Annotated in this window: 10 protein-coding genes and 2 pseudogenes; 7 read left to right on the top strand and 5 right to left on the bottom strand. The window is 67.9% G+C overall.

Annotation, left to right across the window (positions count from 1 at the left end; all coding sequences use genetic code 11):
• Positions 1-974 precede the first annotated feature (974 nt).
• From ACH4SP_RS42275 to ACH4SP_RS42265, 3 genes and pseudogenes are all read left to right on the top strand, one after another.
• Positions 975-2,256 (top strand): annotated as a pseudogene (locus tag ACH4SP_RS42275) (IS701 family transposase).
• A gap of 139 nt (positions 2,257-2,395) precedes the next feature.
• Positions 2,396-2,680, top strand: coding sequence for a hypothetical protein (locus tag ACH4SP_RS42270; RefSeq protein WP_398423783.1), 285 nt, complete (start codon positions 2,396-2,398; stop codon positions 2,678-2,680).
• An 866-nt stretch (positions 2,681-3,546) separates the two neighbouring features.
• Positions 3,547-5,532, top strand: a complete 1,986-nt coding sequence (locus ACH4SP_RS42265; RefSeq protein ID WP_398423781.1) for a potassium transporter TrkA — start codon at positions 3,547-3,549, stop codon at positions 5,530-5,532.
• A 185-nt stretch (positions 5,533-5,717) separates the two neighbouring features.
• Here the strand turns inward: ACH4SP_RS42265 and mobF are convergent.
• A pseudogene (gene mobF, locus ACH4SP_RS42260) lies at positions 5,718-6,344 on the bottom strand (MobF family relaxase); the annotation flags it as partial.
• A gap of 64 nt (positions 6,345-6,408) precedes the next feature.
• Here mobF and ACH4SP_RS42255 point away from each other — a divergent pair.
• The gene (locus tag ACH4SP_RS42255; protein ID WP_398423779.1) at positions 6,409-6,894 is read left to right on the top strand and encodes a hypothetical protein; all 486 of its coding nucleotides are present in this window, start codon (positions 6,409-6,411) and stop codon (positions 6,892-6,894) included.
• A gap of 270 nt (positions 6,895-7,164) precedes the next feature.
• On the opposite strand, the gene ACH4SP_RS42250 is transcribed toward ACH4SP_RS42255, so the two are convergent.
• The 3 genes from ACH4SP_RS42250 to ACH4SP_RS42240 form a co-directional block, all read right to left on the bottom strand.
• Positions 7,165-8,292, bottom strand: a complete 1,128-nt coding sequence (locus ACH4SP_RS42250) for a hypothetical protein (RefSeq protein WP_398423777.1) — start codon at positions 8,290-8,292, stop codon at positions 7,165-7,167.
• 993 nt (positions 8,293-9,285) lie between these two features.
• Positions 9,286-10,554 carry a hypothetical protein gene (locus ACH4SP_RS42245; protein ID WP_398423775.1) on the bottom strand — a complete coding sequence of 423 codons (1,269 nt, stop codon included), beginning with the start codon at positions 10,552-10,554 and terminating at the stop codon, positions 9,286-9,288.
• A 224-nt stretch (positions 10,555-10,778) separates the two neighbouring features.
• Entirely contained in the window at positions 10,779-11,354 is a 576-nt protein-coding gene (locus tag ACH4SP_RS42240; protein WP_398423773.1) for a recombinase family protein, read from the bottom strand.
• Positions 11,355-11,516: 162 nt separating this feature from the next.
• On the opposite strand from ACH4SP_RS42240, the gene ACH4SP_RS42235 reads away from it, so the two are divergent.
• From ACH4SP_RS42235 to ACH4SP_RS42225, 3 genes are all read left to right on the top strand, one after another.
• On the top strand, positions 11,517-11,840 hold the full coding sequence (locus tag ACH4SP_RS42235) for a hypothetical protein (protein WP_398423771.1): 324 nt from the start codon (positions 11,517-11,519) through the stop codon (positions 11,838-11,840).
• 243 nt (positions 11,841-12,083) lie between these two features.
• Positions 12,084-13,313 (top strand): helix-turn-helix domain-containing protein, encoded by a 1,230-nt coding sequence (locus ACH4SP_RS42230; protein WP_398423769.1) that lies wholly within the window; start codon positions 12,084-12,086, stop codon positions 13,311-13,313.
• A gap of 108 nt (positions 13,314-13,421) precedes the next feature.
• The gene (locus tag ACH4SP_RS42225) at positions 13,422-13,619 is read left to right on the top strand and encodes a hypothetical protein (protein ID WP_398423767.1); all 198 of its coding nucleotides are present in this window, start codon (positions 13,422-13,424) and stop codon (positions 13,617-13,619) included.
• Positions 13,620-13,639: 20 nt separating this feature from the next.
• On the opposite strand, the gene ACH4SP_RS42220 is transcribed toward ACH4SP_RS42225, so the two are convergent.
• On the bottom strand, positions 13,640-14,677 hold the full coding sequence (locus ACH4SP_RS42220) for an XRE family transcriptional regulator (protein ID WP_398423765.1): 1,038 nt from the start codon (positions 14,675-14,677) through the stop codon (positions 13,640-13,642).
• Between the last annotated feature and the right edge of the window lie 34 nt (positions 14,678-14,711).

Here is a 14,711-nt window from a genome sequence, read left to right as displayed (position 1 = left end):
GCGACGCCCTGGCGGAGGACTTCGCCCCCGGAAGGGACCCTGTGCTACCCGCTTCGGCGGTATGGGCGTTGGCCGACTTCGTCAGCGGCCACCGGCCGCCCCTCCCCCGCCTTCTCCCGACGCCCCCGGCCGGAGGACGCCGATCTCGTACCCGCAGGCGACCGCGTAGGGCAGCGTCCGCGCCCGCAGCCCGACCCGTACCCCGTACCCCGTACCCCGTACAGCAGACGGCCCGCCGTCTCCGGGCATACCCGCGCGGTGGCGATCTCCAGATGGTACAGACCGCGCGCGAGGAGCCGCAGCGCGGCCAGCTCGTGCACAGTCAGGGTCGGCTGCCAGCTCACGGGTAGGAGCGGCCGGTCGATGTGGTGGTGCTCAGTCTCCACGCCGAACCCGGCGGCGCGCAGGCGATCGGCCACCTCTTCCGCGACCGCCACCGACCTGTGGCGTCCGCCCCGCACACCACGTGCATGGCTAGGGCGGCCGTCAGCGGCTCCACCGAGGCGAGCCGAATCGGGGGTGGAATTCGACGAGGCGCTGCGGATCCGGGCCGGGGAGCTGACCTGCTGGCACGACGACCTTCTCCGGCTGATGGCCGATCCGAGGAGGAAAGGCGCCGGGAGAACCCCTTCAGCCCTCTCCACGACGAGTACGGCAGGGCCTGTGGAGTGCTGTTACGGGTGGTACTCAGAACCGCGCCTGCGTCGTCACGGTGTGAGCGGGTTTCCCGCGCCCCTTCCACCCTCCCCACCCACTTGGCTGCGGTGGGAGCCGCCCCCTCAGCAGGGTGGCCGGGGGTGCAGGGGGCTGGCCCCCTGCGTATGGCGTGGGCAGCCACGGATCCGGGTGACGTTGCGGAATCGGTTGCACAGCCGTCGGCGAGTGAGGTTGTGGGTGGCGTGCGGGCGTTTTGATGCATTAATAGGACTCCGTTAGGTCTTCCTGTTCTCGCTGATCGGGAGCACGTTGGGAGTGTGGACAGGCAGCAAGTTGAGGATATTCGTGCCGAGTTGGTGGACTTCGTAGCGGCGGTGTTCGCGTCGGTCCCGAGGCGGGACCAGCGCGCGAAGGGGGACCGCTATCTGCGCGGGCTCATGCTGGATGGGCGCCGCAAGTCCATCCAGGCGATGGCCGACCGGCTCGCGGAGGGCAACGAGCAGAACCTGCAGCAGTTCGTGAATCAGTCCACCTGGAACCCCTCTACCGGTGCAACGGCGGCTCGCCGAGCGGATGACGGCGCTGATTGGCCCCGAGGCATGGGTGGTCGACGACGTGTCCTTTCCCAAGGACGGCCGGATGCCGGCCGGTGTCGCCCCGCAGTACTGCGGCGCCCTGGGCAAGCGGGCCAACTGTCAGGTCGCGGTGAGCGTCCACGCGGTCACCGCCGTGGCGTCCTGCCCCCTGCAACGGCGCCTGTTCCTGCCCAAGGAATGGGCCGACGACACCGGCCGCCGCACGGTGTGCAAAGTGCCGGCCGACATCGTGCACCGCGAGAAATGGCGGCTCGCCCTGGACATCCTGGACGAGCTCACCGTCTGGGGCGTCTCGCCCCGCGTCGTACTCGCCGACGCGGCCTACGGGACCAACGCCACGTTCCGAACAGATCTCGCCGACCGTGACCTGGACCATGTGCTGTCCATCGGCTCCGGTGTCACGGCCCATCCCCTCGACGCGGTGCCCGAGACACCCGCCCGCAAGGGTGCCAACGGCTGCTGGCCTCAGCCCCGCTACCGTCAGACCCCGCCGACCGTGGCCGCTCATGCGGCCGGTCCGGGGCGCCGCGCCTTCACCGCGGTCACCTGGCAACAAGGCTCTCGCGGTCCGATGCGCTCGCACTTCGCGGCCCTGCGCGTCCGCCCGGCCGGCAACTCCATCGTCCGACCGCTCAGGGCCCGGGCCTCGGCCGAACAGAGCCGGCGGGACGGCCTCCTGCCCGACCTGTGGCTGCTGGCCGAGCGGCCCACGGAATCGGAAGCACCTACCGAGTACTGGTTCTCGAACCTTCCCGCCGATACCGGGCTGGAGAACTTGATGCACTGGGCCAAGCTCCGCCGGCGTGTCGAGCACGACTACCGAGAACTCAAACATGACCTGGGCCTGGACCACTTCGAGGGACGCTCCTGGCCCGGACGGCACCACCACGTCACCCTCGTCACCGCAGCCCACACCTTCCTCACCGAACAACGGCTCTCCCCAAAAGCACCCGAGCCGGACTCACGCTCTACCAAGTCCTCCACACCCTCCAGGACATGCTGAGGTGCTGGACCGACATCTGCACCACCTGCCACCGCCCGCTGCCATCCGCCCGCCGAACCAGACGAAGAGGGCGACAACAGACCTAACGGAGTCCTATGAGACGAGTGTTCCCAATCCACATTCCACTGATTGGCCGCTGATGTTCACACCCCGCGAGTGTGCTTTCGCCGCCACCGAGGATCTCGGCGGTGCGGCCAACTACCGCAGGGTCTGCCGCGCCGCTGCTCTCACCCCGGTGCCCGACGGATACGGACTGCTCCTGGCCGTCGACGACGAGGGCGAGAAGCACACCCTGGCCACCGCAGACGTGGAGTACGTACGGGCAATCGCCGAGGCCTCTTCCACACCGGAAGCGTTGGCCAGGCTGGAGTTGCCCACCAAGGAGTTCGTTGCTCGCCCGGGCTGGCCCGACGACTGGATCTGAGCGCTGCTCGCCCGGGGGTTCGCCGGGTTGGGGTGCCGCTGCGGTGGCGCCCGGCGGGTGCCTCCATGCAGCGGGCGCGCCGCCGGGCATGCGGCAGCTCACCTATCCCTGCGGCGGCCTAGCTTCTTGCATGGCCCTTCCCAGAGCAGCGGTGAACGTCCAGGACCCATGCTCGGCCACCAGCGGTGCCCGCAGCTCGTGCGCGCGTGCCGTCGCCGCGTGAGTGGCCGTCCAGCGTTCGGCCATGGTGTCCGAGTCGCTGTCCGTCCACGCTCCCACCGCGGCAAGTGTCTCTTCCGCCTGCAGCTGTGCAGCCACCATCTCTGCAGGGATCACTAGGTCATCGCTCATAGATTCGGCTCATATGGCGTCGGCCGGGCAGTGCTCCGCGTGCCGCTCCCCCGGCCCCGCCTGGGCTGGTTGCTGTAGATCCCCATTCGGAGTGTCCCGTTCCGTTGAAGCAGCCTGCATGTTTTCGTCTCGTCTCATTCGTGGGCCACGGCATCCCGTCTCACGATCTTGGCCTTCCGGCCCAGGTCCACATTCGACCTTGACGCCCCGCTGAAGGGAAGTTGCGGCAACACCTGGGGCCGTGAAGACTCGGCATCGAGTGCGCAGTGCGGCGAGTTCGGCTGCGGCCGGGTGGGCACAGCGCCCGACCCGGCCTTCTCGCCCCCGTTGAAGACCACCATGATCAGGGGCGGTGGCAGCGGGGAGTCCTTCGGCTCATCCCCTGCTGTGTGCACCTCTGCGCCCCCTCGGTCCCCTGCACCCCCTGTGTCCTCGCGATTTAAGTGATCGTGTCGACGGTAGGGATGACAGTGCTTAGGGGAGGGCCACCGGCAGCGGAGGGAAGGTCTGCGGGAGTGCGCGCGAGGCTGCGGGAGCGGTTGCGGTACTGGTTCGACGGGACGATGGACCGGGGGACGCAAGCCTTGATCGGCTGGCTGGTGCTGGCCTCCGTCATGTTGATCGTCCTGGTGACGGCTCTCGTGGTTGCGTTCACCGACGCGGATACAGAGAAGAACGGCGGCTGGCTGGGCGTGGCCTGGATGAGCCTGCTGCGTACGCTCGATCCCGGCACGATGGGCGGGGATACCGGAGGTCGGCTGTTCCTCGGTCTCATGCTGGCCGCGACCGTCGGCGGGATCTTCATCGTCAGCGCGCTCATCAGTGTGCTGACCGCCGGCCTGGAGGCCCGGATCCACGAACTGCGACGGGGCAAGTCCCGGCTGATCGAGCGCGGGCACACCGTCGTGCTCGGCTGGTCGGAACAAGTCTTCACGGTGATCGCGGAGCTGGTCGAGGCCAACCAGAGCGAGCGGCGTTCGTGTGTCGTGATCCTCACCGAGCGCGACAAGGTCGAGATGGAGGACGAGATCCGCAGAAGGATCCCGGACACCGGACGCACACGGGTGATCTGCCGCTGCGGCAGCCCACTCCAGCGGGCGGATCTGGAACTGGTGAGCCTGGACACAGCCAAGTCCATCATGGTGCTGCCGCCCGTCGCGGACGACGGGGACACCGACGTCATCAAAGCTCTGCTGCTCCTGAACAACCGGTCGTGGAACGGCCCGCGCCCGAACATCGTTGCCGCCGTGCGCAGGTCGCCCAATCTGGCGGCTGCCCGCCTCGCCGCCGGCGAAGACGCCCTGGTGATCGACGTCGACGACATCGCCGTGCGCCTCATCGTGCAGTCGCACCGGCAGACCGGCCTGTCCACCGTCTTCAACGAAATGCTCAGCTTCGTCGGCAACGAGTTGTATCCCTACCCCGTAACCAGGCTGGCCGGTACCACGTACGGGGAGGCGCTCAACCGATTCGACCTCGGCATCCCGGTCGGACTGCGCAGGAAGAACGGTGAGTCCCTGGTCAACCCGCCGATGAACACGGTCATCGCCCGCGATGACGAGGTACTCGTCCTGGCCGAGGACGACCTACTCATCCGGCTGGCAGACGCCCGGCCCACGATCGTCGGCTCGGCGATCACCTCCGCCCCCGGCCGGCCCCCGACACCCGACCGCACGCTCATGATCGGCTGGAACTCCCGCTCGGCAAAGATCATCACGCTGCTGGACTGCCTGGTCGAGCCCGGATCGCATATCGACATCGCGGCCACTCAACGCCCCGAGAACGACCTCCAGGAACACTTGGAGAACCTCACCGTGGGCTACAAACCCTGCGAACCCACCCTCCGGCCATCGCTGGAGTCCTTGGGACTGGACAGCTACCGCAACATCATCGTCCTGACCGAAGGAGACGACATCGACCCCGAATCGGCCGATTCCCACACCCTGGTGACGCTGCTTCACCTCCGCGACATCGCCATCCCGTACGGCAGCCCATACTCGATCGTCACCGAGATGAACAACGACGCCAACCGCGAGATCGCCCAGGTCACCAAGGCGGACGACTTCATCGTCAGCACCAAGATAATCAGCCTTCTGCTGACCCAACTCATCGAGGACCGCCACCTCTACGCCGTATTCACCGATCTCTTCGATCCGGCGGGATCGGAGATCTACCTCAAGCCGGCCACCAATTACCTCTTCCCGGAAACCCCGGCGAACTTCGCAACAGTCATCGAGGCGGCCCGGCAACAGGGAGAGACCGCCATCGGCTACCGCATCGCGCGGCGCCGCGACGAACCTCCGACCTACGGCATCTTCCTCAATCCCGCCAAGACCGCGCCGCTGTCCCTGAGCGAGGACGACGCCATCGTGGTACTCGCCGAGAACGGCCGCCCGGCCGTCAACATGCCCGCGGCCCGAGCCGGACACGGCACCGGCGGCGCGGAGGCGGTACCGCCGTTCAGTTCCGGTCGCGGGCCGTCTGCACCGGGTCCTTCTTGAACACCCAGGGCATCTTGGGCTCCATCGCGGCGGACAGCACCACCCAGCTTGATCCCACACCTGGAACAGGGATTCGACCCCGCTCCTAAGCTTGTGGACCAGGGGTATGTCTCACCGCGCTGTCCCTTGGGCCGGACAGGGGCCACCGTCAATGAGAAAGGGACAGCGGAAACACGAACCTACACCCACGTCCCCTTGCCGCCCGGCCGCCGGGCGCGGATCGACACCACCGCATGATCGTGAAGCAGTGGCCTCGACTCGGCAGCTCTGGACTCGTGGTGCCGGAACACCGCGACGATCAGCCCGCCGTCGCGGATCGGTTCGCGGCATTTTCCGCCGCTCCCCCACCGGATCTGCGCGACCGCCTTGCCTACCCACGCCAGCGTCTTGGCCACGGGGATGTCCTGGCACAGCTCCAGCACCCGTCGGTGTCCGTCATCCATCAGCGCCCACGCGATGTGTGCCGTCGGCGGCGGCCGGAACGTGAGGTCCATGCCAAACCAGGGCGTCCGCTCCTTGGCCTTCTCGGTCTTCGGTGACCGGTTGTGCTCGATGGGCCTGCCCAGCACGGTCGCCCGCCGGGCCTTCACCGGATCGTCGCCCGCCTGGAGGCGCTCGCGCTCGATCCGGTCGGCGTCAGGGTGCCGGCCCTCCCCCAGGAGAAGTTCCGCCTGCCGCTCGGTCACTACATCCCCGGTCTTGAGGCCGACCGCAGCCAGGCCCTCGCCCTTCCAGACGCCAGGCGGGACACCGGCCTCGTCCTGGGCGTCGCGCAGCGCTTTGCCCGCGGGGCGGTGGCCGTCGCCGACCATCACGCCGCGGAAGTAGTCGTTTCCTTGATGATTGCGCGTGTTCAAGCGTCAGAGGAGGCGTCAGTTGAGCGCGTGGCACGTGGTGCGAGTTCCAGATCCTGGGCGGTTGGGAGCCTCGTCAGCGGAGGGGGTCCTGGGCGTACAGGGCCTGCCGGAGGCGGTGGCCCGGATTGGGCTGCGGCCAGGGGATCCGGTGTTCGTCAGACCTGACGGCATGGTCGATGTGGACCTGCTGGACTTCGTTCGGTCCAAGGAATTCCGCAATCTGGAACGGAAACCGAAGCGGAATTACGCCACGGACACACGGCAGTTCTACGAACGAATCCGCAAGGAAACCAAGGGAATTCCGGAATCCGAGATCCGTCTCCGGAAAACCGTCACCCAACTCAAGAAGACCATCGCAAACCAGAGAGCTGAGATTGAAGAACTCCGCCAACTGATCAGGAACCTCACCCTCGCCAGCGCCGTTCTGATCCAGACGAACACCCCTCAGGAACCCTCCGCCCCGACCTCTGGCAACGTCGTTCAGCTGCGACCGCCCACCACCTGACCAGTGGCAAGGAGGGGCCGCGCAGGTCGCGAACGACCTGCGCGGCCCCTCCTTGTTCGGGTGTGAGTAGCTGAGGTACAGGAAATGCGGGTGAGAACGATCTTGCTGGGATTCCCCTTACCTCGTAGCCGCGAAAGATTCGCCGGAAACGGACATGCCGTGATCTTGGGCGCCTGACCGTCGGGGCGTTCTTTCCCAGCAGCGAAGGGGATACGGTCCGTCGCCTGCTGTGGCGGACCGTGTGTCCCAAGGGACGGGGCAGGTGGTGGGTCAGCTGTTGCCGCGGTGGACGCACAGAAGGTGGCCTGCGGTGCCGTGCTTGTCGCGGTAGCTGATCAGGCCGGGGCCTTCTCCGCTCCAGTGAGTGCCGGGGAACTGGCGGTCGGGGCTCCAGCTGGTGCCGTCGAAGGTGGTCCACCACATGCTGTCGTCGTCGTGGGCGTCGTGCACGCAGTAGAGGTGGTCCCGGAAGACCGCGAGTGCGGGCGCGTCCCGGGAGTCGGCTCCGATGGGCTGGTCCTCGCTCCATTTCTCGCCGTCGAAGACCGTGTGCCACAGCTTCCGGTCGTCGGTATTGCCCCGGTGTACGCAGTGCAGCTGGTCCTGGAACACGGACAGGCCCGGCTCGACGCGGGTCATGTGGTTGGGGAAGCGGTTGTCCGCGCTCCAGCTGTCGCCGTCGAAGACGGCCCAGTACAGGTTGGTGTCCTCGCCCGAGCCCTGGTGTACGCAGTACAGCCTGTCCTGGAAGACGGCCAGGGACGGGCCCGAGGCCGAGAAGTGCCGGGGGAAGTACTGGGCCGCGCTCCAGGTCGAGCCGTCATAGGTGATCCAGTACAGGCAGTCGTTGTCCGACCCCCGGTAGGCGCAGTACAGCTTGTCCCGGAAGACAGCCAGGGCCGGCCCGGAGCGGGTGGTGTTCCCCTCGATCACGGTTGCGTCGCCCCAGCCGTTGTCGGGGTCGTAGACGGTCCAGTACACCTTCTCGTCACCGGCACCCCCGCGGTATACGCAGTGCAGGTGTCCGCCGGAGTCGGCCAGGGCAGGGACGATGACGCTCTCGCCGTGTGGCAGCGGCTGGTCCGCACTCCAGCCGTTGTCGGGGTCGTAGACGGTCCAGTACAGCTTGTAGTCCGGCGGGGTCTCCGGGATCGGGATCAGCCACAGCGGGCAGATCCACGGCGAGACCAGCTTCACCGCCCCGCCATTGGCGACCGCCTTGATGACGGCTGCCTGGATTTCCAGGGCCCCCGCGATGATCTCCCCGACCTCGGGGATCTCCCCGACGATCTTCTGAACCAGTTCGTCGATGTCGTCCAGTAACTCCACCGCCTCGTTGTTGAGATGAAGCTCGAACCCCCACCATTCTCTGCTCGCGGTCACCGTCGGTTCTGCCACCGCACACCCCTCCCCTGCCCCCTGGCGGCCCTGCCGTGCTGCCCCATCCCAGCCCCCGGGGCAGGTCCTGACAAGAGACCCGATCCGGACAACCCCGCCCGCCACCACACCGGGTGTAAGTAGCTGCGGTACAGCATGTGCTGCTGGAATTGCTCTACCTCGCTGGTACTTCGAGCTGGCGGGGCACGGTGCCAGTGCGCAGCTCGCGCAGGTCGGGGATGTGGTTGTAGAGGGTGGCTGTGGCGGTCTGAGCGGGCTCTGGTCCACTTCGTATGGAGTCGGCCGAAGCCGCAGTGGCCGAACGGCGGGCGACTCCGAACCTCGCAGGTCAGGCGCCTTCGTCAGAAGCTCGGGGCAGCCCGCCAGGCTGGCACCACACGAAGTGGACCAGAACCTCTGAGCGGGAGTCATTTCGAGGCGGATGCGGGAGTCGCTGAGCATGATCAATCGCGACGACTTGTGATGTCACTTACGCGTGCTGGGGTGCGGACTGCTCATCGAGTTCTGTCGTGATCTCGTGCTGAGACCGAAATTCCGTAACGAGATCATGGGCATGAAGGCAAGTGGGGCAGGTGCCTTGACCGGGAGGCTGGTCGGATTCCGGTGCGGTACCTGTCATTGCGCGTCGAGCTGCCGCTCCGGCTTCTGCCCGCTGGTCGAGACTCGCGCGTATCCGATCTTGATCTCGGCGCGGACGAGTGGTTCGGCGACGAGGAGGTCCGGTTCGAGGGCCGTCGTGGCCCCGGATCATGCCAGAAAACGGTGGTTAGGGATTGTTGAATAACCCGGGTTTTTCAAGGGGTTATTCAACGCCCTACGGAGTTCGGGCGGCCCTGTGGGGCGATCTTCAGGTAACGAAGGTTCTTTGAAGATCCGGCAGGTGCTCAGGCAGCACGAAGGGGCGTTTCCCGCCGCTGGCAAGTTGAGTGGCGTCCGCCGATGTCTGCTCAGCCGTGGCCGCCGGTCTTGTGCGGACCGGCGGCCACGGGGTGGTCAGTCGAGGGTGATGGTGCCTTCGGTTTCGGTGGCCTGGTAGGCGGACTTGCCGGAGTAGCTCACCTTGTAGGGGCCGATGAGCCGACTGGTGTCGATGGCCTGGGTGTCGGGGTTGATCGGCAGCCAGAGGTCAACGGTGTGGTTGACCCGCCCGTCGGTGCCGGTGGTGGCGATGCCCAGGTCGAGGCCGCCAGCGGAGGTGAAGCGCACCGGTTCGCCGCTGATGGGGGCGCCGTCGGCCGTGGTCAGGCGGGTGGTCAGGCCGGGGATGCGGAGGGGGACCAACGGGCGGGTGCTGCTGCCGTCTTCGAGCTGGGTGGAGTGGGCGCCGATGGGCGCGGCCGTGATGACGGCGACCGCCCTGCCGGGCAGTTTCCCGTTCAAGCTCGGCACGTACTTCGCATCCTGGCCCAGCTCCAGCCCGGCGATGACGATGCTGTCGGTGGCCGAGCAGACCGTCGCGCCGTCGGGCGACAGCGCGATCGGCAGGAAAGATTCGCTGCCCCCTGATTCGAAGGGGATGTCCATGGCAACGTTGAAATAGCCCGCGATCTCCCGGCTTTCGGCGTTCCACACCTTCCCGACATGTGCCTGCCGGTCGGACGCCACGATCAGCGGCCCGCCGGTCTGGGCAAGGATCCGGGGCACTGTGGAGAGCAGTTCCCAGTCTTCGACCGTGGCCAGGGTGGAGGCGTCCAGCTCCCGCAGACGGGAGGAGTCACCAGGGGAAGGGACGTACAGGCGGCCGCCGTCAGCGGAGAGCGCGATCGTATCGACCGACCCCAGGCTCTCGCTGGACACGTGGTCACCGGTGGCGAGGTCGTACTTGACCACCCAGTTTCCCCAGGCCCCGTACAGGTACTTGCTGTCGGCGGAGACCAGCAACTGCTGGTAGCGGTAGCCGGTGCCCGCTGTCAGGGTGCGGACCACGGTGCGGGTGTCCGTGTCGATCTCGGACACGGTGCCCCTGCTGGCGACATAGAGACGGCTGCCGTCGGGCGCGACCGCCAGGGCTTCCCCTTCGTTGTCGGTCGCGTCGATGGAGGCGGCGACCGCCAGGGCGGTCAGGTCGATGACCCGGATCTCCGCCCGGTCGTCCACCAGCGCGTACAGCAGCGTCCCGCCCGGCGCGGCCGCGATGTCGATAACCCTGGCCCCCAGCGGCACGGTCACGTGCACCTGGCCGGTGGCCGGATCGACGGCCGACACCCCGTTCCCGTTCGCCCCGTCTCCCGTGTGGGCCACGTAGAAGAAGTACTCGCTCACAGCAGACCTGCCCCTCCCAGACGCCGCACCCGGACCTTCCGTCCAGGGCATCGGGCTGTCCTTGACGTTAAGTCCCCTGATCAGCGCGGGAAAGGAGAAGTTCCAGCCGTACCAGCCCCGTCCGTTTCAGTCGTCGTCCTCAAAATCCTCGGCGGCGGCCGGGTCCCGGAAGGGGTCCCATGCAGTTCTCGCCGAAAAGGCAACGCTAGGGGCTGAGTCCCAGGTCAGGCCGTGGACTCTGGAGCGGCTGTGGCTGTCTGCTCGTCGTGTTCGCGCAGCATCCGCATGACGGTCGCGGGCGAGGGGTGCCGGCCCTTCTTCTTGCCGGTGGTGATGACGAGCCGTTTGGCGATGTCACGCAGGCTCATCGTTTGCTCCCGCAGATGGAGGGCCATGGAGAGCATGTTGCCGTCGCTGACGCCCGCGCCGCCGATGGTCTTGCCGCGTTTGCGGGCGGACTCGTGGCCTTCGAGGGTGCGGTCGGGGATGTACTCGCGCTCCATGCCGGACATGGCCGCCAGTACGGTGAACACGATGCCCGAGGGGCCGTGCGAACCCTGGAGTTCCCCGGTGAGGAACTCCAGGCCGACGTCGCTGGCTTTCAGCTCTTCGGCAAGCAGGGCGAGCTCGATGCCACGGCCGAGTCGTTTGTGTTCGTGGACGACGAGGGTGACGCGCACGCCAGAGGAGCGGATCTCTCCGGCGAGCTGGACGGCTGCCTCCAGCTCGGGGCGCCGGGCGGCGCGGGTGGAGACCTTCTCCTTGAAGATCCGGGTCACCTCGGCATCGCCACTACGCACTGTTAACGCTGAATGGGCACTTTCCAAGAGGTGTAACAAGGCCCCCGTCGCGCTCGAAGCCGATGCACGGGGGCCTCCGCCATGCTTGCGGCCTCGGCCGCCAGGGCATGACGGTAGGGCCGGAGTAGGACCGCTCCGAGGCCGCTCAGTAGGGTTCCGGTCATGGACTCCGCCCTGGCCATCGCCTTCCTCAACGCGTTCGCCCTGACCGCGTTCGCCGCCGGGCGCCTCACCGTCCGGGCCCTCCGCCGAGGCCCTCGGTGGATCTATTTCGGGCTCCCGCCGATCATCACGCTGCTCTCCGGCTATGCCGCGGCGGCACTGTTCTGGCCGTCCTACTACGCGGGCCTGTTCGTCCTGCCCTGGTGGGGTGCCGCGTTCCTCGGCAACATCACCGCCTGGGCCTGCCCCGGTCCCCGACGCGGCGTACGCCCCTACCTCGAATCCGCCCGCCGACGGTGCGCCTCCCGGGCGGCGCGGGCCTGAAGCGCAGTACCGCTTCGGACTGTGGGAGCGGACCCTCCACTACGTACCTGCCGAGGACATCCCGCACGGGCGCAGGAGCGCCGTACGGGGCAAGCTCGTCTGCCGGGTTTATGGGCTGGGAGCGCAAGCCGCCATCCGAAGTGCTGGCAGCGTGACAGTCATCCACTGATCCGGTTCGGTGACCTGGCCCGCCACCCAGGAGTACTTTCCTTGCAAAACGTGTGGACGCAAGGGAGTTGAGGCGTGGACCTTCCCGACGACCTGCCGATGAACGAGCGCATCCGTCTCCTGCGGGAGTCGCGTGGCATGTCCCGTGCGGTTCTGGCCGGTTTGTGCGGGAGAGGGCCGGACTGGCTGAAGAAGATCGAATCAGGTGAACGTGACCTCGACTCGTTCACACTGCTGATGCGGATTGCAGGGGCACTCGACGTGGGCGATCTGACAGCAATCACCGGCCCTGCTCCCCTTGTGCAGCCGGTCCGTACGGGCCGGCTGAGTCACCCGGCCGTACCGGCCATCTGGTCGGCGGTGATGGAACGGGCCATGGTGCCCAAACAGTCCGGGCCGGTCGATGTCGCCGCTCTGCGTGGGCGGGTCGAGCAGTCGTGGCGGTTGTGGCACACCTCGGGCCACAACCGGACCGAGGTGGGGGCGCTGTTGCCCGACCTGATCCGGGACGCGGAGCAGGCGGTGCGCTCCACCGACGGGGCGACCAGGCGTGAAGCGAACGTAGTGCGTTCGGACGTCTACCGGCTGGTGGGTCAGGCGACCGCGTACGTGGCGTCCCCCGAGCTGGCCTGGCTGGTCGCCGACCGGGCCGTGGACGCGGCCCGGGACGCGGACGACCCGGCCGCGATCGGATGTGCGGCATGGAACCTGGGCAACATCATGCGCGAGACCGCCTACCCGGGGGAGGCGCTGCGGATCGTGGTGGACGCGGCCTCCCAGCTCCGCCCGCACCTCGACGACGGACCCGAGGACTGGAGGGGCATCTACGGAGCCCTTCATCTCCACGCAGCGGTCACCAGCGCCCGCGAGGGCAAGGCCGGGGAAGCCTGGCGCTACTGGGACACCGGCAACGAGGTCGCCAAGTCTCTGCCGCAGAACTACGTCCATGCCTCCACGGTCTTCGGGCGGGCGAACGTCGACTTCCACGCGGTGTCGGTGGCGACGGACCTCCGGTCCTCGTCGAAGGCGCTGAACCTTGCCGACGACCTGGACCCCGATGTCATGCCGTCCGTGGAGCGGCGGTCACGGCTGTGGGTGGAGATCACGCGCGGTCATCTCCAGCGCGGAGACACCACCGCCGCGTTGCACGTGCTGACCAAGGCGCACCGGATCTCGCCCGAGACGGTGCAGTTCACACCGTCGGCACGGTCGGCTGCTGCTGAGCTGTGGCGCAAGGCGCCACGGGCGCTGCGCGGTGAAGCCGGGCATCTGGCTGAAGCGATCGACGTGACCCCTCCCGGGTAGACACGGCGAGGGGACAGCGCGGGCAGGGGGGACAGATTGTCCCCCCTCCTTCGTCTCAACAGCCCTACCGTTTGGCCCCGTTGATCGGAGCCGAGGAGGGCTGCAACGGTGGCAATACAAGGCTGGCATGCGTCCCCGCGTCGAGACGCGGAGGTGCTGTGCGACGGCAGGACCGGCGAGGTTCGTATCCCGCTGCGCCTCATGCACGTGGACACCCCGCAGGGTGACGTGGACTTCGTTCTCAGCGGCTCGGAGGCGGCCGTTCTTCTGGAACGGCTGACCTTGTCGGTGGGCGGCGCGCGGTGAGCGCGCCGGGCGCGGACGGCTTACGCCGCCATCTCGCGCCGCATCCCGTCAAGGGCCGCCCCCGCCGTGTCCCGCACATCGGGCAGGCGGCCGGCAGTTGCGCGGATGATGCGCTGCAGCTGGTGCGGAAGACGCTGGCGGACCGCTTCTCCGAGCGCCATGGCCAGGGCGTCCGCTGCCCCCGTGCGGTCACCGCCGAGAAGCCGCACGCGAGCACTCGTGATGCGGGCGATCACCGCCCACTGCGCACCTGTCCCCATCGCGTCCGGGGTGTGGTCGACGAGTCGTATGGCCGCGTCCGCACGTCCCGTCGCGACGAGGCCGCGCAGCCGGATCTCGTGGAGTGCGAACGGGTTGAACAGCGACGTGTGTTCCGTGTGCTCCAGGAGCTGTTCCGTCTCACGCACTGCCGAGTCGAACAGGGTGCCGTCGTGGAGAGCTCCGGCGGCTCGGGCAAGCAGAGGAAGTACCGCAGCTCGGGCGGTGTCGTCGGGGGCGAGAGCCGCGGCCTGGTGCAGCCGGTGGACGGCGGCCCCGGTCAGGTGTGCCTTGCGGAGCTCGTTGCCGTGCATCCGCAGCACCTGCGAAGTGAACGCCGGGTCGTCGAAGTAGCGGGCGATCGTCAGGCTTCGGCCAGTCCAGCTCGCGGCCGTGGGCAGGCGTTCTTCGGGCAGCACGTTGCCCAGGGCGACGCCGAGGCCGACCCGGGCTTCGGCGAGCAGGTGCAGCACGTCGCGTTCGGCATGCCCGTCCTCGACGCGGGCCTCCAACCGGGCCACCAGCGGCCACAGTTCAGCAACCGCCTCGGAGGCGTGGCCTGCCTGGCGGGCGATCTCGGCAAGCCGCACGGCGGACTGCCCGAACTGGAGCATCGCCCGGTGGTCGGCATCAGCGGGATCGGTGACGCCCAGGACATGCGGAGGGATGCGCAGCCGCTCCGCGACATGGCGGCGGGCACTGGTGTCGTTCAAGGGGCGCTTGCCCAGCTCCATCGCCGACACCATCGTCTTGTCGTAGCCCAGCAGGGCGCCGAGCTCAGACTGATTGATGCCGTGCACCGCTCGGTAGAACCGCAGAATCGGACCCAACTCG

This window comes from Streptomyces sp. NPDC021093, from assembly GCF_044333135.1.
Classification (GTDB): Bacteria; Actinomycetota; Actinomycetes; order Streptomycetales; family Streptomycetaceae; genus Streptomyces.
This window is presented reverse-complemented; position numbering and strand designations above follow the sequence as displayed.

Bases quoted from the DNA above. Each gene is read 5' to 3' on its own strand.
- ACH4SP_RS42235 (WP_398423771.1), top strand. From the start codon at position 11,517: ATGGACTCCGCCCTGGCCATCGCCTTCCTCAACGCGTTCGCCCTGACC.
- ACH4SP_RS42270 (WP_398423783.1), top strand. From the start codon at position 2,396: ATGTTCACACCCCGCGAGTGTGCTTTCGCCGCCACCGAGGATCTCGGC.